The 18,525-nt window shown below is 65.0% G+C and carries 19 protein-coding genes; 12 read left to right on the top strand and 7 right to left on the bottom strand.

Annotated elements, in window-relative coordinates:
• Positions 1-216: 216 nt before the first annotated feature.
• Positions 217-1,149 carry a hypothetical protein gene (locus AC5P8Z_RS13540; RefSeq protein WP_495229275.1) on the bottom strand — a complete coding sequence of 311 codons (933 nt, stop codon included), beginning with the start codon at positions 1,147-1,149 and terminating at the stop codon, positions 217-219.
• A gap of 525 nt (positions 1,150-1,674) precedes the next feature.
• Between AC5P8Z_RS13540 and AC5P8Z_RS13535 the strand changes: the two genes are divergently transcribed.
• Positions 1,675-3,249 carry an alpha/beta fold hydrolase gene (locus tag AC5P8Z_RS13535; protein ID WP_495229274.1) on the top strand — a complete coding sequence of 525 codons (1,575 nt, stop codon included), beginning with the start codon at positions 1,675-1,677 and terminating at the stop codon, positions 3,247-3,249.
• 761 nt (positions 3,250-4,010) lie between these two features.
• Here the strand turns inward: AC5P8Z_RS13535 and AC5P8Z_RS13530 are convergent.
• Genes AC5P8Z_RS13530 through msuE form a run of 3 tightly spaced genes read right to left on the bottom strand, consistent with a single transcriptional unit; the run spans position 4,011 to position 6,705 of the window.
• Positions 4,011-5,045, bottom strand: coding sequence for a methionine synthase (locus tag AC5P8Z_RS13530; protein ID WP_286068430.1), 1,035 nt, complete (start codon positions 5,043-5,045; stop codon positions 4,011-4,013).
• A 38-nt stretch (positions 5,046-5,083) separates the two neighbouring features.
• Positions 5,084-6,061: a DUF1852 domain-containing protein gene (locus AC5P8Z_RS13525; RefSeq protein WP_495229273.1), complete on the bottom strand. Its 978-nt coding sequence runs from the start codon at positions 6,059-6,061 to the stop codon at positions 5,084-5,086.
• Positions 6,062-6,117: 56 nt separating this feature from the next.
• Positions 6,118-6,705 carry an FMN reductase gene (msuE, locus tag AC5P8Z_RS13520; RefSeq protein ID WP_495229272.1) on the bottom strand — a complete coding sequence of 196 codons (588 nt, stop codon included), beginning with the start codon at positions 6,703-6,705 and terminating at the stop codon, positions 6,118-6,120.
• A gap of 75 nt (positions 6,706-6,780) precedes the next feature.
• Here msuE and AC5P8Z_RS13515 point away from each other — a divergent pair, with 75 nt between their 5' ends.
• Genes AC5P8Z_RS13515 through AC5P8Z_RS13505 form a run of 3 tightly spaced genes read left to right on the top strand, consistent with a single transcriptional unit; the run spans position 6,781 to position 8,896 of the window.
• On the top strand, positions 6,781-7,695 hold the full coding sequence (locus AC5P8Z_RS13515; RefSeq protein ID WP_286068426.1) for a LysR family transcriptional regulator: 915 nt from the start codon (positions 6,781-6,783) through the stop codon (positions 7,693-7,695).
• Complete coding sequence (locus AC5P8Z_RS13510; protein ID WP_495229271.1) at positions 7,695-8,579, top strand: methylenetetrahydrofolate reductase; 885 nt, start codon at positions 7,695-7,697, stop codon at positions 8,577-8,579. Before AC5P8Z_RS13515 ends, AC5P8Z_RS13510 begins: the two co-directional genes overlap by 1 nt.
• Positions 8,580-8,602: 23 nt before the next feature.
• Positions 8,603-8,896 carry a hypothetical protein gene (locus AC5P8Z_RS13505; RefSeq protein WP_495229270.1) on the top strand — a complete coding sequence of 98 codons (294 nt, stop codon included), beginning with the start codon at positions 8,603-8,605 and terminating at the stop codon, positions 8,894-8,896.
• 35 nt (positions 8,897-8,931) lie between these two features.
• Here the strand turns inward: AC5P8Z_RS13505 and AC5P8Z_RS13500 are convergent, their stop codons facing one another.
• Complete coding sequence (locus tag AC5P8Z_RS13500; protein ID WP_495229269.1) at positions 8,932-9,183, bottom strand: hypothetical protein; 252 nt, start codon at positions 9,181-9,183, stop codon at positions 8,932-8,934.
• 89 nt (positions 9,184-9,272) lie between these two features.
• Entirely contained in the window at positions 9,273-9,518 is a 246-nt protein-coding gene (locus tag AC5P8Z_RS13495; protein ID WP_286068422.1) for a hypothetical protein, read from the bottom strand.
• A gap of 171 nt (positions 9,519-9,689) precedes the next feature.
• On the opposite strand from AC5P8Z_RS13495, the gene AC5P8Z_RS13490 reads away from it, so the two are divergent.
• The 4 genes from AC5P8Z_RS13490 (at position 9,690) to AC5P8Z_RS13475 (ending at position 13,459) form a co-directional block, all read left to right on the top strand.
• Positions 9,690-10,121 carry a BLUF domain-containing protein gene (locus AC5P8Z_RS13490; protein WP_049430846.1) on the top strand — a complete coding sequence of 144 codons (432 nt, stop codon included), beginning with the start codon at positions 9,690-9,692 and terminating at the stop codon, positions 10,119-10,121.
• Positions 10,122-10,161: 40 nt separating this feature from the next.
• Complete coding sequence (locus tag AC5P8Z_RS13485; protein WP_495229268.1) at positions 10,162-10,467, top strand: hypothetical protein; 306 nt, start codon at positions 10,162-10,164, stop codon at positions 10,465-10,467.
• A 12-nt stretch (positions 10,468-10,479) separates the two neighbouring features.
• Positions 10,480-10,677 (top strand): hypothetical protein, encoded by a 198-nt coding sequence (locus AC5P8Z_RS13480; protein WP_495229267.1) that lies wholly within the window; start codon positions 10,480-10,482, stop codon positions 10,675-10,677.
• 133 nt (positions 10,678-10,810) lie between these two features.
• The gene (locus AC5P8Z_RS13475; protein ID WP_495229266.1) at positions 10,811-13,459 is read left to right on the top strand and encodes an excinuclease ABC subunit UvrA; all 2,649 of its coding nucleotides are present in this window, start codon (positions 10,811-10,813) and stop codon (positions 13,457-13,459) included.
• 65 nt (positions 13,460-13,524) lie between these two features.
• Here the strand turns inward: AC5P8Z_RS13475 and AC5P8Z_RS13470 are convergent, their stop codons facing one another.
• Positions 13,525-14,427, bottom strand: coding sequence for a LysR family transcriptional regulator (locus AC5P8Z_RS13470; protein ID WP_286068419.1), 903 nt, complete (start codon positions 14,425-14,427; stop codon positions 13,525-13,527).
• A 109-nt stretch (positions 14,428-14,536) separates the two neighbouring features.
• Here AC5P8Z_RS13470 and AC5P8Z_RS13465 point away from each other — a divergent pair, with 109 nt between their 5' ends.
• The 4 genes from AC5P8Z_RS13465 (at position 14,537) to AC5P8Z_RS13450 (ending at position 18,401) form a co-directional block, all read left to right on the top strand.
• Positions 14,537-15,658: a 4-oxalomesaconate tautomerase gene (locus tag AC5P8Z_RS13465; RefSeq protein ID WP_286072031.1), complete on the top strand. Its 1,122-nt coding sequence runs from the start codon at positions 14,537-14,539 to the stop codon at positions 15,656-15,658.
• Positions 15,659-15,734: 76 nt separating this feature from the next.
• Complete coding sequence (locus AC5P8Z_RS13460) at positions 15,735-16,793, top strand: ABC transporter substrate-binding protein (RefSeq protein WP_286068418.1); 1,059 nt, start codon at positions 15,735-15,737, stop codon at positions 16,791-16,793.
• Positions 16,794-16,807: 14 nt separating this feature from the next.
• Positions 16,808-17,641, top strand: a complete 834-nt coding sequence (locus AC5P8Z_RS13455; RefSeq protein ID WP_286068417.1) for an ABC transporter ATP-binding protein — start codon at positions 16,808-16,810, stop codon at positions 17,639-17,641.
• Positions 17,625-18,401, top strand: coding sequence for an ABC transporter permease (locus tag AC5P8Z_RS13450; protein ID WP_286068416.1), 777 nt, complete (start codon positions 17,625-17,627; stop codon positions 18,399-18,401). Before AC5P8Z_RS13455 ends, AC5P8Z_RS13450 begins: the two co-directional genes overlap by 17 nt.
• The last annotated feature ends 124 nt before the right edge of the window (positions 18,402-18,525 follow it).

Raw genomic sequence — 18,525 nt, 5'->3', positions numbered from 1 at the left:
GCGGAGTCGGGTGCAGCGGATTGCGGTGGGACGTGACCGCGTTGTTGGGCTGCTGAGGCCCTGCGGTGTCGTAAGCGTCACAAGCTGTCGTCTTTCGGTCAACGACGAAAAGACGAAGCTGTGACCGCCCGCAAGCACTGGAGAGGTGTCAGATCACACGGCGCGTGGGTGACATGCGCGCGTGCTAGGGCGGGGCGGTCTCCTTCGCCACCAGGCTCAGGGCCGTGCCCGCAACACGTAGTCGCCGCGGCGCGCTCCAGGTGCCAGCGACCATCCGGGCGCCAGGCTCAGCGTCCATCCATGATCCTGCAGGGGCAGTTCGCCCGATGCAGGCGCCTGCACGAACACGGCCTTCCAGTCGTTCTGCATCAACGCTCCGTCGGTGACCGTCAACGTTCCCCATACGTCGCTCAGCCGCATCGTGGGATACACCGTGCCGCTGCCAGGCAACGGCTGCATGTTGCCTGGGTCGAACTGGATGCGCATGCTGCGAAGATCCAGCCGCAGTACCGGGCCGGCTACAAAGCGGGCCTGGTTGCGTTCAAGCTGCGCAAGGCGCTGCTGTTCCCGCTGCACTTCCGTTTCGCGCAGCGCAGGCCCGTCATAACGCGCTGCTGTGGTGAGCAGTGCAGCTTCGTCGGTGAGTGGAGTGGTGTGCGTGCGCTCTGCCAGAAGTGAACCGAAATCCCGGGCGGGGTGGACAAGATTGCGATGCCATCCGGGCGCAACCTGGTCCAGCAGCAGGCCATAGGCCGGGCCGGTCGCGTAGGCGAACGAACGGACGAAGCTGCGATCACCCACATGGGCGCGAAGGTCATGAAGTGCAGCTTCGATGCGCGCAGCGCGAGTTGGATTGCCGACGAGAACACCGGTGTACTCGGCCAGGCCTTCATTCAACTCCAGCGCGGCCTCGTCCCGGGAGGCGGCTGGGAAGTGACGGTAACGCTCAGCACGGAACGCGAGCGCATCGTTCATCGCGTTGCGCTGTGCGCCGGGGTCGGTTGCGGACAGTGCGGCGGCAAGTGCACGCCATTCCAGCTGCAGCCAATAGCGACCTTCGAGCGTGTCGAGGTGCTCATTGCCGCCTTCTGCCGGCGTTTCGATCGACAATGCGGGTTGCAGGCGATGGAACATCTCGTGGGCCAGCACGTGCGTCGCCGGCTTTCGTCCTGTGGCAGCGGCCAGAGCAGCTGCGTCCAGCGGGTGCCGGACCATTCGACGGCGGTGTTGGCGATGATCGCGTCCGGCGAAAGCTGGCCGACGAAGACCTTTCCACGTACCTGCAGGCGGCCCTGTGCATCTGCATGGGATGCCGTGACCCGTCGACTGGTCCGGTCTACCAGCATCATCGGCCCACACAGCGACGCTCCCCAGAGTCGACCGTTGTCGGCCTGGCACAGCGCTTCCGCCTCTTCAAAAACTGCGCCGGCGGCGGCGACGGACAGCGCGGGACCGTCCGCAGACACGGGGCCGACTGCACCCAGCATCAGGGCGGCAAGTGAGAGTGGCCGGGGCCTCATGGTATCTGTCCATCCTTGGGAAGTACCCCGTCATAGCATCGATCCAAAGGCTGCGACAATGCAGCAAACGTCATGCTGCGCCGCAAGGTGCCTGTCACCATTCGCACTGGTACGGTCCAACCCGTTGCACCACCACCGACGGGGAGAGACGACGATGCGCAAGGTATTGCTGCTGTTGATCCTGCTGACCGGGCTGGCGCCCACCGCCTGGGCGGCCACGGTCAAGACCACCCATCGCACCCTCCCGGGCTGGGACGGCACGCCCCTTGGGGCCTTCGTCATCGAGCCACAGGACGCAGGCAGCGGTCGCTATCCGTTGCTGGTGATGCCCAGCAGCTGGGCGGCGCCGAGTGTGGAATATGTGGGGGTCGCGCAGACCCTGGCCCGGCGCGGCTATGTGGTCATCAGCTACAGCTCGCGCGGCTTCTGGGAATCCGGCGGCAGCATCGACATCGCCGGGCCGGCCACGGTCGAGGACGTCAGTGCGCTGATTGACTGGGCGCTGGACAATACCCGCGCCGACCCGTCACGAATCGGCGTTTCGGGCATCTCCTACGGCGCCGGCACCAGCCTGCTGGCGGCAGCGCGCGACCCGCGCATCAAGGCGGTGGCCGCACTGAGCGGCTGGGCCGACCTGCAGGCCTCGCTGTACAGCAACGACACCCCCAGCGCGCAGGGCATCGCGCTGCTGGTGGCTGCAGGATTGGCGACCGGTCGCTCGGGACCGGAACTGACGACCATCAATCGCAATGTGCTGGTCGGCAACTACCAGAGCGCGGTGGACTCGCTGTTGCCGGTGGCGGCCCAGCGCAGCCCTGCGTCCAGCATCGATGAGATCAATGCCAACCAGCCGGCGGTGTTCCTGGCCAACGCCTTCAACGACAGCCTGTTCCCGCCCGGCCAGCTGGTTGACTTCTTCAACCGGCTGAAGGACCCCAAACAACTGCAGCTGCGCCATGGTGATCACGCGCTCAACGAAGCCTTTGGCGCATTGGGTATTCCCAACGAGGTCTACGATTCGGTGGGGGACTGGTTTGACCATTACCTCAAGGGTGAGGCCAATGGCATCGACCGGCAGCCTGCGGTGCAGCTGAAGTCGCAGAAGGGCAGCTGGAGCACCTACCCGAACTGGCAGGCAACCAATGCCGGCGCCATCAGCTACGCGCTGACCGCACCAACCGGGCTGCTGCTGCCCACCGGCGGGCTGGCCGAGAACGGTGTCGGCACCGGTTGGAACTACCGCATCGGCAGCGGGCTGCTGACCGCCGCCAGTTCCGGTGTGGCGATGGCCTCCGGTGCGTTGCAGATGATCAATCTGCCGCCGGGTGCGTACGTGCCGTTCGTCGGGCGTGGCGCTGCCGGTGTCTGGCAGGGGCCGATCCAGTGGAGTGCCAAGCGCCTGGATGGAGCCCCGGAAGTGCGCCTGACGGTCACGCCCAGCCGCGCCAACACCACGCTGTACGCCTACCTGTACGCCGAGGATGTGCTGGGCAATGGCCAGTTGATCAGCCACAAGCCGTACACGCTGCGCGGCGCCACGCCGGGCCAGCCGAAGACGCTTGACCTCCGGCTGGAAGCGAGCAGCTGGAACATTCCAGCCGGCAGCCGCCTGACCTTGGTGGTTGATACGGTGGATCTGCGCTATGCGGGCATCAGCCAGCTGGGTGGCACGGTGACGTTCAGTTCGCCGGCCAATGCGCATTCGGTGTTGAAGGTGCCGTTGCACTGAAGCGGAGAGGGGCGGAATCCCTGAAAGATTTCGTACCTCTTCGCCCGGCAGGACCATTTTCTGATTCTCGCGATGACTGGCGCGATGTCTGCCGCCGATACCTACAACGTCCGCGTATCGTGCTGCATAGAGTGGATCCAAAGCATCAGCTGTGACACGTTACGTTAACTGCCTTTCGTGAAGGCGTAGCAGTGCAGGGTGGTCTGCCCGGGTCTCAGCCGGTGCGACGGGCGTTCGTATGCTTCCCATCATGGGCTCATCATTTCACCGTCCAGATTTCATGAACGCTACCCGACCATCCGGCTGGGTGCAGAACGGTGAACGCTGGGATCTGTGGTGGAACGGTCGCTCGGTGGCCAATGTCGTGCCACATCCCGTACTCGGTTTCCGACTGTGCCTGGATGCTCGCAGGGCGGCGCCGGGCAAGACCGTGGTGGTCGCCAGCGCTCGCCAGGCCAAGCGCTATGCAGAGCGCTGGTGTGCTGTCAGGCTTTACCCGCAGCTGAGGCTGCGCGATGCGGTGGCACGGCTGGTGAATGCCACGCCCGCCACGCATGGCGCTGTGCCGCCGGCGCTCACCCGCGAGCAGCGGCAGCAGGCCCGCCGCCTGGCCGAGGCGGGGGCGGGGGAGATGAGGCGGATCAAGGAGGCGCTCGCGCCTCGACGGCCGTTGATGGCGGTGCGGCCTGATGTGCGGGAGAACGGCAGAGCCTGGTCGACCACAGGCCAGGCTCCACTCGCGCGCCCGCCGGGCGGCCGCGCTACGCCGAAAGCTCCTCACGCACGATCCGGGCCCCTTCGCTGAGCGCACGCAGCTTGCCCCGTGCCACCTCGCGCGGCAGTGGTGCCATGCCGCAGTTGGTGCTCGGATAGAGCTTGTCGGCATCCACGAACTGCAACGCCTTGCGCAGGGTATTGGCCACGTCTTCCGGCGTTTCAATGGTATGAGATGCCACGTTGATGGCGCCCACCATCACCTTCTTGCCGCGCACCAGTTCGATCAGATCGATCGGCACGTGCGAGTTCTGGCATTCCAGCGAGATGATGTCGATGCTCGAGGTCTGCAGCTTCGGGAACGATTCTTCGTACTGGCGCCATTCCGATCCCAGCGTCTGCTTCCAGTCGGTGTTGGCCTTGATGCCATAGCCATAGCAGATGTGCACCGCCGTCTGGCACTTCAGGCCTTCAACCGCACGCTCCAGTGCGGCTACACCCCAGTCGTTCACCTCATCGAAGAATACATTGAAGGCAGGTTCGTCGAACTGGATGATGTCCACGCCAGCGGCCTCCAGTTCCTTGGCTTCCTCGTTGAGGATCTTCGCGAACTCCCAGGCCAGCTTCTCGCGGCTCTTGTAGTGCGCGTCATACAGCGTGTCGATCATGGTCATCGGGCCAGGCAGGGCCCACTTGATCGGCTGCGTGGTCTGCCGGCGCAGGAACTTTGCATCCTCCACGAACACCGGCCTGGGGCGGCTGACCGCACCAACCACGGTTGGCACACTGGCGTCATAGCGGTTGCGGATGCGGACCGTTTCGCGCTTCTCAAAATCGACACCGCTGAGGTGCTCGATGAAGGTGGTGACGAAGTGCTGCCGGGTCTGCTCGCCGTCGCTGACGATATCGATGCCGGCGTGCTGCTGTTCCTGCAGGGACAGGCGCAGCGCGTCCTGCTTGCCTTCAATCAGGCCGTCGTCCTGCAGCTTCCAGGGTGACCAGAGCTTTTCGGGCTCGGCCAGCCAGGAGGGCTTGGGCAGGCTGCCTGCGGTGGAGGTGGGAAGCAGTTTCTTCGTCGACATTGCGTCTTGTTTCCTGGGGCGAATGGGGAATCGATGGATCAGCGGGCAGCCCACTGCTCAAGCACGGCGCGGTATGGCTTGATGAAGTGCTCTTCGGTGAACCGGCCCTGCTTGACCGCCAGCTGGCTGCGCTCCTCGCGGTCATAGACGATGCGGGTGGAGGAGTAATCCTGGTGCTTCAGGCTGGGCTGGTAGACCTTGCCTGCCACGGAGTTGGCGTTGTAGATCTCCGGGCGGTAGATCTTCTGGAAAGCCTCCATCGTGCTGATGGTGGCGATCAGCTCCAGGTTCGAGTAGTCACCCAGCAGGTCGCCCTGGAAGTAGAACGCCAGCGGTGCGACGCTGCCCGGCGGCATGAAGTAGCGCACCTGCAGGCCCATCTTGTCGAAGTACTGGTCAGTGGGAGAGAACTCGCCCTGGCGATATTCCACGCCCAGGATCGGGTGGTGGTTCTCGGTGCGGTGGTAGGTCTTGCTGCTGGACACGCTGATGCAGATCACCGGCCCCTTGCTGAAGTTGGCACGGTAGGCGTCAGACTCCAGGAAATGCCTGAACAGCTTGCCATGCAGGTCGCCAAAGCCTTCCGGAATGCCAAAGGTGGCCTTGCCTTCGTTGCTGGCCGGCAGTACCACGCTGAAATCGTAGTCGCGCACATAGGACGAGAAGTTGTTGCCCACGATGCCTTCGGTACGCACACCGGTGCGGGTGTCGACGATGGTCGGGCGCAGCACCTCGATCAACGGGAACGGATCGCCGCCATCGCTGTCGTCGATATGCATCTCCACCGAGATGATGTCCAGCTCGACCGCGTAACGGTCCGCGCTGGGGTTGTCCCAGTGCGCCAGATCGTTGAAGCGGTTGTTGATCATGCTGATCGTGTTGCGCAGGTTCTCCTGGCGCGACTCGCCGCGTGCGAGGTTGGCGAAATTGGTGGTGATGCGCGTCCCCTCTGCGGGCTGGTAATCCTCGTTGAAGGGGATGCGCGTGATGCTGAAGGTGAAGGTGTCGGTCGTCATGGGCGGCGTTCCGTGTTGCGGGGTGACATCCGGATGCGGGCGAGGGCATCCGGCATTCAAAGAGCTGCGGCGGCCTCAAGGGCGGTGGCACGATGGCGGGGCAGCGCCAGCAGCGGCATGGCCCGCCGTACCGCCAGTCGCGCCCGCTCGATCAGGGCGTCGTTGTGCACGCGGCCGTCGGCGAAATCGCGGTCGGTGGCGTAGACACCCAGCGGCAGGGTGCGTGCCTGGAAGAAGCTGAAGAGCGGGCGCAGCTGATGGTCGATCACCAGCGAGTGGCGCTCGCTGCCACCGGTGGCGGCCAGCAGGATGGGGGTGTCGACCAGTGCGTCCTGGTGGATGAAGTCGAAGAAGTGCTTGAACAGCCCTGTATACGAGCCGCGATAGACCGGCGTGCTCACCACCAGCACATCGGCCTGCTCAACAGCGGCCAAATGGCGTTCCACGGTGTCGGGCAGCTGCGAACGCCAGAGCGCGCCCGCCAGCTGCGGGGCCAGTTCGCCCAGTTCAACCAGGTGCTGCTCGCCGTGGATGTCCTCGCCGATCAGGCCCAGCAGATGCTCGGCCAGCGTGGCGGCCCTGGAAGGGCGTTGCAGTCCGCCGGAGACGGCGACGATTCGAAGGGGGCGGGCAGGTGAGAGCATGACCCGATCCTAGTCAGTGCCTTCCATGACGTAAAATGGTATTACTTCACCAATCCATGAGCGGGATTCATCATCATGCTGGAGCGGATCCACCTCAGCATCGTGCAGCAGGTCGAGCAGCAGGGCTCGCTCACCGCTGCCGCCGGCGTGCTCAACCTGACCCAGTCTGCCCTGAGCCACAGCATGAAGAAGCTGGAACAGCAGCTGGGCACCGACGTCTGGCTGCGCGAAGGCCGCAGCCTGCGGCTGACCCAGGCCGGGCAGTACCTGCTGGCCGTGGCCAACCGGGTGCTGCCACAGTTGGCCCTGGCCGAGGAACGACTGGGCCAGTTCGCGCAGGGCGAGCGCGGTGCGCTGCGCATCGGCATGGAGTGCCATCCCTGCTACCAGTGGCTGCTGAAGATCGTCTCGCCGTACCTGGCCGCGTGGCCGGATGTGGACGTGGACGTCAAGCAGAAGTTCCAGTTCGGCGGTATCGGCGCCTTGTTCGGCTACGAGATCGACCTGCTGGTCACCCCCGACCCGCTGCTGAAGCCAGGCCTGACGTTCATCCCGGTGTTCGACTACGAGCAGGTGCTGGTGGTGGCCAGCAACCATGCGCTGGCAAAGCTCGACCATGTAAAGCCACGCCAGCTGGCCCAGGAAGTGCTGATCAGCTACCCGGTGCCGTTCGAGCGCCTGGACATCTACAACCAGTTCCTGCTTCCGGCCGGCATCACGCCACGGCGGCACAAGGCCATTGAAACCACCGACATCATGATGCAGATGGTGGCCAGCGGCCGTGGCGTGGCCGCCATGCCGCGCTGGCTGGTGGAGGAGTATGCCGCGCGCATGGACGTGGTGCCGGTACGCCTCGGCGCGAAGGGCATTCCCAAGCAGATCTATCTGGGTGCGCGCGAGGCCGATACCAGCATCGACTACCTGCAGGCTTTCATCGAACTGGCGCGGAACAGTTCGCCCCTGGCGAGTAGTGCAGGCGTGGGCGCGTGATGTCCGCGCCTACGTCGCTGCAGGTGCAGGCCTTCCTTGATGCCTTTTCGCTGGAGGTAAGCGCCAAGGCCATGCCGGCGCTGGGTGCCGAAGCCACCCGCATTCCGCGCGGCACCACGATTTCCATTCCCTGGCTGGCCAGCGAGGACGACGACGCACGCCTGGCAGCGGCGCGCAGGGTGCGTGAGCTGGGCTTCGAGCCGATACCGCATCTCTCGGCGCGGCGCATCGGGTCGCGTGCGGTGCTTGAGCGCTTCCTGCAGCGTGCCGCCAACGAGGCCGGTGTCGCCCAGTGCCTGGTGATCGCCGGCGACCTGGCCTCGCCCGCCGGACCGTTTGCTGACAGCGCCTGCATCATCAAAACCGGTCTTCTGGAGACGTCCGGCATCAGGATCGTCGCCATCGGTGGTCACCCCGAAGGGCATCCGGCAATGCGCGCTGAAGAACGCTGGCAGGTGCTGGAACACAAGTGCCGGGCCATCGAAGCGCGCGGCATGGCGCCGATGATCATCACCCAGTTCGCGTTCGATGCCGGTATCGTTCTGGACTGGCTGCATGCATTGCGCGCTCGCGGCATCGTGGTTCCGGTGCTGGTGGGTGTGCCCGGTCCGGCAAGCATTGCGCGGTTGCTGCGCTACGCCGCGATGTGCGGGGTGGGCGCCAGTGCCTCGATGCTGGCAAGGTACGGCATCTCGATCGGGCGGCTGCTTGGAACGGCGGGGCCGGAGGTGTTCATGGATCGCATGGCAGCTGGACTGACCGAGGACCATGGCTTGGTCAGCCCGCACTTCTTCCCGTTCGGGGGCATCGCGCAGTCGTTGGACTGGATCGGGCATTATCGTGCGCAGGCCTCTGCAGCCTGCCGCTCACAGGTCATCCAGTGAATCCAGGCGAAGGAGGATGGCCATTGAACAGGAAATCAAGCCAACTGGCCACGATCGTGGGATGGACCCTGGGTGCAGCGGCAACAGCAGGGGCGGTTGCTTCCTATTTCATCAGCACCTGGAAACTGCAGCATGCGCCTCTGGCGCCTTATCCAGCCGCAGGTGAAATCCATCCGTACTTCATCCGTGGCACGACGATCTACCTGAACAGTCTCGATCTTGCCGTCGAAAGCTGGCTGCTGCCTTCGATGATCGTACTCGGCCTGCTTGCGGGCTCGATCCTGACGTGGGTGCAGCGAAACCGGGGATCCAGCTAGTACGGAACGCGGTCGCGATGGAGTGCAGTTTCCGCTCACCCCTGGTGGCGGCGTATCCCGGACGGGCTGCTGATCAGGCCCGCGTTGCTGATGGCCTGGCGCGTACCGCACGCGCGACACGCAAGCACGGTGCCTCCTCGCACATGCTCCATCTCCTGCTCGCCCCATATGCTGGTTGTGCCGCAGGCCGTGCAGGTGGCTTCGATCTGCAGGGCCCGGGCCAGGTCGCCCTCTGTGCCCGGCCTGTAGGTGAGGTCGGTGATCTTGAATATGCCGGTATGACTCATCGGAACGCCGTTGTGGGTCTACTACGGGAAGATAGCGGTGCGACGGTGTCGGCCGCGTTGGCGCAGTGTTGAGAAAGGGTGCGCTTCGCTCATGGATCAGTACGCAGCATGAATTCCTGCAGCCGCGCCCGGCTGACGGACTGGTGGTTGCCGCATCCCGGGCAGCTGAGCGAAGCGGCGCCGTTGAGGTCGACGAGGCCGTGGCCAGGGATGGCCCGGAACTGCCTTGAGCACTTCAGGCACGAACAATCCATGCGAGTGACCTGCAGCAGGGTGCCATCCTCACGCGCCACTCCTTCGACGCTGATTACATAGAACTGTCCGATGTCGCGCATGAAGATGAATAAAGCCCTGAACGTGTGGGGGCGCTCATCATGCCGTCTGTCGCGTCGCAAGGCGCGACCCGTATTCTGAAGAATTAAGAATACGCATCACGGCCCGGGCTTGTACCGGATGCTAGAGTGTGAATAGGTGCCGACGTGGCGCCACATTCAAGGCTGATGTCCATGCCCATCAGGGCCGTTGTATACGCAAGCCAGGCCGCCGAAGGTCTTTCGATTGATCGCCTGAAGGCGCTCGTGGCCGATGCCGCAAGGTTCAACAAGCTTGCAGGGGTGACAGGCGTGCTGCTGCACGATGGAACGCGATTCGTGCAGTACTTCGAAGGGCCCGAAGATGGCGTGGCCAGCGTCTACGAGCGCGTGCTGCAATCGGCCAGCCACACGGATGTCGTGGAGCTGGCGCGCGGGCGCGTTTCTACCCGCCAGTTTCCCTATTGGTCGATGCACCAGCTTCCTGCCGATCAGCTACTGGTCGGCCGACTTGCCAGGGCCGACTGGTCACGCTTCAAGAGAAGCCAGCCCGAGGAAATCGCAGGCTCCGCGTGGGGAATCGATGTGCTTGCTGCGGCAGTAGCGCCCTACGTACACGCCGCTTAGTTTCCGCTTCGGCGGCCACCTGATCGAGGTGTGCAGTGAAATGAAGGCTCTCATCACGCTCGTCGCTGCACTGGCTGCGGGCCCGGCGCTTGCCGATGCCCCGCTGCCGCCGCCGGAGAGGTTCACGGCATGCTCCCCCGCGCGGAATCTCTGTGCGGATTCCGATCCGGCCTTGAATTCAACACGGGTAACACCGCACGCATCGGGTCAGGAAGCCTGGCTGATACCCGGCTGGCATCGCTGGCTGTTCCCTTCGGACGATGGGGAGTCGGTCGTGGTCGGCTACGAGGGCATGAACCTGGTTCCGGTTGACGTGACGTTGAGCGAGCCGGTGCTGCTTTTCTAACATCGTGGCCGCTTGGTCCGCACCGTCACCCTGGGTCAACTGTATCGCCGCACATCGCAGCTCAGGCGTACCGTCTCGCACTTCGCCTGGGTGAGCACCATCGGCTTCAATCACTCCAACCAGCTCGTAGTCGAGCTGGTCAATGGAGACAAGGTGGCGTTTGCCGCCGGTACGGGCGTCCGCGAGCCGGTGCGGCCGGATGGCCGCTGACAGGCCGTCACGGGTGTTCGGAGAATCACGCGCGGCGTGACCGAACCATCACCCGCATTCACTCCACAACAGCGAAAATGCACTGTCGGGCGCGCCCATGCGCGCGCCGCTCACTGCCTGCAGGATCGTGAAGATGTCCAAGTCCGCCTTTGGTGAATCGTCATGTGCCGCCGCTGCCAGCGGTTGCGTCGAGGTGCGCGGTGCGCGCGAGCACAACCTCAAGAATGTTGACGTCTCCATCCCGCGCAACGCATTGGTGGTGTTTTCCGGTGTTTCGGGCTCCGGCAAGTCATCGCTGGCCTTCGGCACCGTCTTCGCCGAAGCGCAGCGGCGCTACTTCGAATCGGTTGCGCCGTATGCACGGCGCCTGATCGACCAGGCCGGCGTGCCCGATGTGGACGCCATCGACGGGCTGCCGCCGGCAGTGGCGTTGCAGCAGCAGCGCGGCGCCAGCAATACGCGTTCATCGGTGGGCAGTGTCACCACGCTCTCCAGCCTGGTGCGCATGATGTACTCGCGTGCAGGCGCCTACCCGGCCGACCAGCCGATGCTCTACGCCGAGGACTTCTCGCCCAACACGCCGCAGGGCGCCTGCAGTACCTGCCACGGGCTGGGGCATGTCTACGAAGTGACCGAAGCCTTGATGGTGCCTGACCCGTCGCTGAGCATCCGCGAGCGCGCCATCGCCTCCTGGCCGCCGGCCTGGCATGGCCAGAACCTGCGCGACATCCTGGTCACGCTCGGCTACGACATCGACGTGCCGTGGAAGAAGCTGCCGAAGAAGGACCGGGAGTGGATCCTGTTCACCGAGGAAACGCCCACCGTGCCGGTCTATGCTGGCTTCACGCCTGCCGAAACCCGGGCAGCACTCAAGCGCAAACTCGAGCCGAGCTACATGGGCACGTATACCGGCGCGCGTCGCTACGTGCTGCATACCTTTGCCAATACCCAGAGCGCGCTGATGCGCAAGCGGGTTTCCCGCTACATGGAAGGCAAGCTGTGCCCGGCCTGCCACGGGAAACGCCTGAAGCCGGAAGCGCTCTCGGTCACCTTCGCGGGCGTGGATATCGGCGAGTTCATGCGGCTGCCCCTGGATCAGCTGGCAGATCTGCTGGAGCCCATCGCGCAGGGTGATTTCAGCGCACACAGCAGGGGCGAACGCACCAGCAGGAACACCACGCGCCGCGACCGCAGCCAGCGGGCGGCCAGCGGGCGCGCCGTCCATGCTTCAGCCCCGGATGTCCGCCTGACCTCGGCCCTGTCGGAAGAGAAGCGGCTGGCTGCACAGCGACTGGCGAGTGGGGTCATGGCGCGTGTACGGCAGCTGCGTGAGCTGGGCCTGGGCTACCTCTCGCTGGACCGCGCCACGCCCACGCTGTCCGCCGGCGAACTGCAGCGCCTGCGGCTGGCCACCCAGCTCAGCTCGCTGCTGTTCGGTGTGCTGTACGTGCTCGACGAACCTTCGGCTGGCCTGCACCCGGCCGACAGCCAGGCGCTGTACGACGCGTTGGACCGGCTGCGTGATGGCGGAAACTCGGTGTTCGTGGTCGAGCACGATCTGGAGCTGATGCGCCGCGCGCAATGGCTGGTGGACGTGGGCCCGGAGGCCGGCGAGCGGGGAGGGCGGGTGCTCTACAGCGGCGAGCCCGGTGGCCTGCGCCAGGTGCAGGATTCGCGCACCGCCCGGTATCTGTTCGACCAGGTGCCAGCGCCTGCCAGCCGCCAGCGAAGCGCCGCGAACTGGCTGGAACTGAAGGGCATCCATCGCCACAACCTGCACGGTGTGGACGCGCAGGTGCCGCTGGGGTTGCTGACGGCAGTGACCGGCATTTCCGGTTCGGGCAAGTCCAGCCTGATGGCGCAGGCGCTGCCGGAGCTGATGCTGCTGCATCTGGGGCACGAACCCGCGGACGATGGTGCCGAGGCCTCACCCACGGACGGGCCGACCGTGATCGAAACCACCCGGGGCCAACTGGCCGGTGATGTGGACGCCATCCAGCGCGTGGTGCAGGTGGACCAGAAGCCGATCGGCCGCACACCGCGCTCCAACCTCGCCACCTATACCGGGCTGTTCGATCACGTACGCAAACTGTTCGCGGCGACGCCGGCCGCACGTCGTCGCCGGTTCGATGCGGGCCGTTTCTCGTTCAACGTGGCCAAGGGCCGATGCGAGACCTGCGAAGGCGAGGGTTTCGTGAGCGTCGAGCTGCTGTTCATGCCCAGCGTCTACGCCCCGTGCCCCACCTGCCACGGCGCGCGTTACAACGAAGCCACGCTGAAGGTACTGTGGAACGACCGCAACATCGCCGAGGTCCTGAAGATGACGGTGGACCAGGCGCATGCGTTCTTCAGCGGGGAGGAGCCCATCGCCCGACCGCTGCAGCTGCTGCAGGAAATCGGCCTGGGTTACCTGCGGCTGGGCCAGCCGGCCACCGAGCTTTCAGGCGGTGAGGCCCAGCGCATCAAGCTGGCCACCGAACTGCAGCGCAGCCAGCGCGGGCGCACGCTCTACGTGCTGGACGAACCCACCACCGGCCTGCATGCCTCCGATGCGGACAGGCTGCTGGTACAGCTGCAGCGGCTGGTCGACTCAGGAAACACAGTGATCATGATCGAGCATGACATGCGTGCGGTCGCGCAGGCGGACTGGGTGATTGACGTTGGCCCGGGCGCAGGCAGTGCCGGTGGCACGATCGTGGCGAAGGGAGCGCCGCATCAGGTGGCGCGTGCCAAGGGCAGCCGGACGGCGCCGTTCCTGGCGCGCGAGCTGGCGCCCCTGTAGGGCCGAGCCATGCCCGGCCATCACGTTCCGCCAGATCTCGGGTCCGCCTGTCCATCAAACGATGTTCAGCTCTCCCCGCGCCACTGGCTCATCAACATCTGAAGAAAGCGTTCCGCAGTAGGCGAGAGCAGGGCGCCTCGGCGACGGACGATCCCGATCGTGCGCGACACCACAGGGTTGCCTATCGAGCGCGTCACCAGGGTGGGGTGATCCCCGTCCGGCGTCGCCATTTTCGGCAGGACAGAAACGCCGATGCCGGCCTCGACCATGCCCAGTGACGTCGACAGGTGGGTCACTTCGTAGTGCCAGCTCAGTTTGAGGTTCTCGCGCGCCAGGGCGCCGTCCAGCAGCGTGCGATTGCCGCTGGTGCGATGCACGGTGATCAGCTGATGCTCGGCGAGGTCGGCCCACTCCACCCTGCGCTTGCGGGCCAGCGGGTGGTCGCGTCGGCAAGCCAGCACGAACGGGTCTTCGGCCAGTACGTCGAAGTCGAGATTCGGATCGTTGGCGCCCATGAAGTTGATGCCGAACTCGACTTCGCCACGCTCCACCGCCTGCAGGCCCTCGGTCGCCGGGATATCCAGGATCCGGAAGCGCACGTTGGGATGCGCTTCGTGGAAGCGCGCCATCACGCTTGGCAGGAAATAGAACGCGGCCGTAGGCAGGCAGGCGATGGTGACAGTAGCACCGCGCGTGTCTTCGCGGCCGCGCAGTGAGAACAGTGATCCATCGAATTCCTCCAGCATGCGACGCACCAGCGGCAGCAGGTTCTCGCCGACTGCGGTCGTGCTGACGCTGCGCGTGGTGCGCTCCAGCAGAGGCGAACCCACGGCCTGCTCCAGCTTCTGTATCCGTCGGCTGAGTGCCGGCTGGGAGACGTGCAGGATCTCCGCGGCTCGATGGAAGCTGCGTGTCTCCGATACAAGCAGGAACGCGCGGAGATCGAGGATTTCACAATTGATGCTCATAAGGTATCAATCATCCAAAAATCAGCAATTCACAGATCAATTGGGGTCATGCCAGTATCGAATCACAGAGGGGTCATTCATCCCCTATACGCATCAATCTAGCACACGTATGTCCAACGATCTGCTCAGCATTCCCTGCGTGCTCATGCGAGGCGGCACCTCCAAGGGCCCGTTCTTCCTGGCCAGCGACCTTCCGGCGAACACCGCCGAACGCGATCGCCTGCTGGTGGAAGTGATGGGGTCGGGTCATCCGCTGCAGATCGACGGCATCGGTGGAGGCAACGCGCTGACCAGCAAAGTGGCCATCATCGACCGATCCAGCCGGGCAGACGCCGACGTGGACTATCTGTTCGCCCAGGTAAGGGTGGAACAGCAGGTGGTGGACACGTCCCCCAACTGCGGCAACATGCTGGCGGCAGTGGGCCCGTATGCCATTGAGCGGGGGCTGGTGCAGGCCCAGGATCCGCAGACCGAGGTGCGCATCCACAACGTCAATACCGGCAAGCTGATCATCGCGACGGTGGAAACGCCTGGCGGCAAGGTGGTCTATCGCGGTGATACGCGCATTGCCGGTGCGCCCGGTTCGGCCTCGCCGGTCAGACTCTCCTTCCTTGATGCCGCGGGCGCCCGCACCGGCAAGCTGCTGCCCAGCGGGCACGCGCAGGAGTCCATCGATGGCGTCCCGGTCAGCCTGGTGGACTGCGCCATGCCGATGATGCTGGTGCGTGCCGAAGACCTGGGCGTACGAGGTGATGCTTCGCCCGCCGAACTGAACGCGGATGCGACATTCATGCGCCGGCTGGAAGCGCTGCGCATCCAGGCAGGCGCCCGCATGGGCATCGCCGACGCCGGCAACAAGGTCATTCCCAAGCCGGTGCTGCTGTCGGCGCCGCAACAGGGGGGCGATCTGCAGGTGCGCTATTTCATGCCGCACCAATGCCACACTGCACTGGCCATTACCGGCGCGGTCGGCCTGGCCACCGCCGCCGTCACGCCGGGCACGCTGGCCCACACTTTGGTCGGATGCCTGTCCGTTCCCGGCAGCATTACCCTCGAACATCCGAGCGGGGCCCTGGAGGTGGGTCTCAGTCGCAGTTCGGACGATACGCCGGTGATTGCCAGCGTGATCCGCACCGCACGCAGACTGTTCGACGGTCGGGTATATGCAACGTCGCCCGCGCACGCCACGACCAGTACCACCCAAGACCGCCAATGGACGTCAGCGGCATGATCTGAAACCGGCCGGGTCGGCACAGGCGTGCCTGCCCCGCCACCACAACGTAGATGCTTCACTCCTGGGAGGGATGATGTACAAGCAGTTCCTGATGGTCGCGCTGTGCGCGGCCGGCCTGGCCGCGGCCGGGTGCAGCAACAGCGGCCGCGCCGAAGGTGCGACCACAGGCAGCGCCGACAACGCACCGGTGCGCATCAGCGTCGGCTCCTACAACCTCAACAACCTGCCGTTCTTCATCGCCGACGCCAAGGGGTACTTCAAGGACGTCGGCCTGCAGGTGAAGACAGAGAACTTCGCCCAGGGCGGCTCCAAGGTACTGCAGGCGCTGGTGGCCAATTCCACCGATGTGGCCGTCGGCTTCTACGATCACACCATCCAGATGCAGGCCAAGGGCAAGGACGTGGTCGCCTTTGTGCTGCTCTCGCGCAATTCCGGGCTGGTGATGGCCGGCCGCGAAGACGCCACCTTCGATCCGGCCCGGCCGGAAACCATCAAGGGCCAGAAGGTCGGGATCACCGCGCCGGGCTCCTCGTCAGACTTCTTCGTCCGTCACTTCCTCGCCCAGCATGATATTCCGGCCGACAGCATCTCGCTGATCGGTGTCGGCTCCGGCGCCGCAGCGGTTGCTGCCCTTGAGCAGGGCAAGATCGACCTGCTGGTCAACTACGACCCGGCTGCCACCCTGATCACCGAGCGCAAGGTCGGCAAGATCCTCCTCGACGCGCGCAGCGACGACGGCGCCCGCCAGGTCTATGGCGGCCTGTATCCGACCTCGGTGATGTATGCCAACCAGAGCTTCCTGGACAAGCGCCCCGAAGCGGCCGAGAAGATCGCCCGTGCCGAGCAGATGGCATTGAAGTTCATCGCTGACAACAGTGCCGAAGAGATCGTTGCCGCGCTGCCGGACAGCTACGTCTCCGGCGATCGCGCCACCTATGCCCGCGCTGTGGAGAACGCCCGCGCGATCTTTACCAGGGACGGTCACTTCACGCCGTCCGACCTGGAAACCCCACTGAAGGTGCTGCGCGAGTTCAACACGGATGTGGCCAAGGCCAACATCGATCTGTCCAGGACCTACACCAATGCCTTCGTCGAGCGTGCCAACGCTGCGGCGCCGGCTGCCCAACCGTAAGCGGAGGTAACCCCATGGCCCTCAATGCCACCGTGCGCCAGTTCAATGGCGCACCGCAGCTGGATCCTGCACAGACCATGGTCGCCATCAACAAGGTGACCATGTCCTTCGGCGAATTCACCGCCGTGCGTGATGTCGACATCCAGGTGGGTGACGGCGAGTTCCTTGCCATCGTCGGCCCGACCGGCTGCGGCAAGAGCACCATCCTCAATTCCGTGGCGGGCCTGCTGAAGCCGTCTTCCGGGCAGGTGAGCATCGACGGCCGCGCCGTCAGCGGTGTGCAGGAGTCGGTCGGCTACCTGTTCCAGCAGGATGCGCTGCTGCCGTGGAAGACGGCTTACCAGAATGTTGAACTCGGCCTGCGCTTCCGCGGCGTGCCCGAAGCCGAACGCAAGGCCAAGGCCAACGCGTGGCTGGCGAAGGTCGGCCTGGCCGGTTTCGAGCACCGCTACCCGCACCAGCTGTCCGGTGGCCAGCGCAAGCGGGTGCAGATGGCGCAGGCGCTGATCGTCGAGCCGAAGGTGATCCTGATGGATGAACCTTTCTCGGCGCTGGACATCCACACCCGCCACCTGATGCAGAACGAGCTGCTGCGTCTTTGGCAGGAGGACCGGCGCTCGGTGATCCTGATCACCCATGACCTGGAAGAAGCGATCGCCCTGGGGGATCGCGTGGTGGTGCTGTCCTCCGGCCCAGCCAGCCGGGTGGTGCGCAGCTTCGACGTGGGCCTGGAACGTCCGCGCAACGTGGCCGAGATCAAGCTGGATGACCGTTTCACCGACCTGTACCGCGACATCTGGGCCTGCCTGCGCGGCGAAGTGGAGAAGAGCTATGCACGCCAAGACTGACAAATTCATCCAGCTGGCCCTGGTAGTCGCCGTTTTCGGCGGCTGGGAAGGCGGTATCGCGCTGGGCGTGATCGATCCGTTCTTCTTCCCTTCGCCGACGGCGATCGTGCAGCAGGCCTGGACCTGGTTGTCCGATACCTCGTTCTACCAGCATGTCTACATCACCCTTACCGAAACCGCGCTGGGCTACATCATCGGCACCGGCCTGGGTGTGGCTGGCGGTGTCTGGCTGGGCCTGAGCCGCCGTTCGGCGCGCATCCTCGATCCCTTCATCAAAGGCTTCAACGCAATTCCGCGCGTAGTGCTGGCGCCGATTTTCGTGTTGTGGCTGGGGCTGGGCCTGTGGTCGAAGGTGGCGCTGGCGGTCACCCTGGTGTTCTTCACTACGTTCTTCAATGCCATGCAGGGCGTGCGTGAGGTGAATCCGGTGGTACTGGCCAATGCCCGCATCCTGGGCGCAAGCCGCAGCGACCTGCTGCGCCACGTCTACTTCCCGGCAGCAGCCAGCTGGATCCTGTCCTCGCTGCGCACTTCGGTGGGCTTCGCGGTGGTCGGCGCGATCATCGGTGAGTACCTTGGCGCCTCGGCGGGCCTGGGTTACCTGATCGCGCAGGCCGAGGGCAACTTCAATGCGGTGGGCGTCTTTGCCGGCATCATCATTCTGGCCGCCTTCGTGCTGGTCATCGACGCCATGCTGGACGTGGTCGAGAACAAGCTGATCACCTGGCGTCCCAACGCACAGGCACAGGCCACCAGCTGAACTGGCCGCGCTGAGCCGGCCTGCCGCGCCGCCGGACCGATCCGGCGGCGCGCACTTCTTCCCCCGATCTTCCCCCGCACCACCGCAACAGGCCAGCGCCGGGCCAGGGGGCCGGCTGGCCGGA

It is taken from the genome of Stenotrophomonas sp. YJH_SMC_17, assembly GCF_059371655.1.
This window is presented reverse-complemented; position numbering and strand designations above follow the sequence as displayed.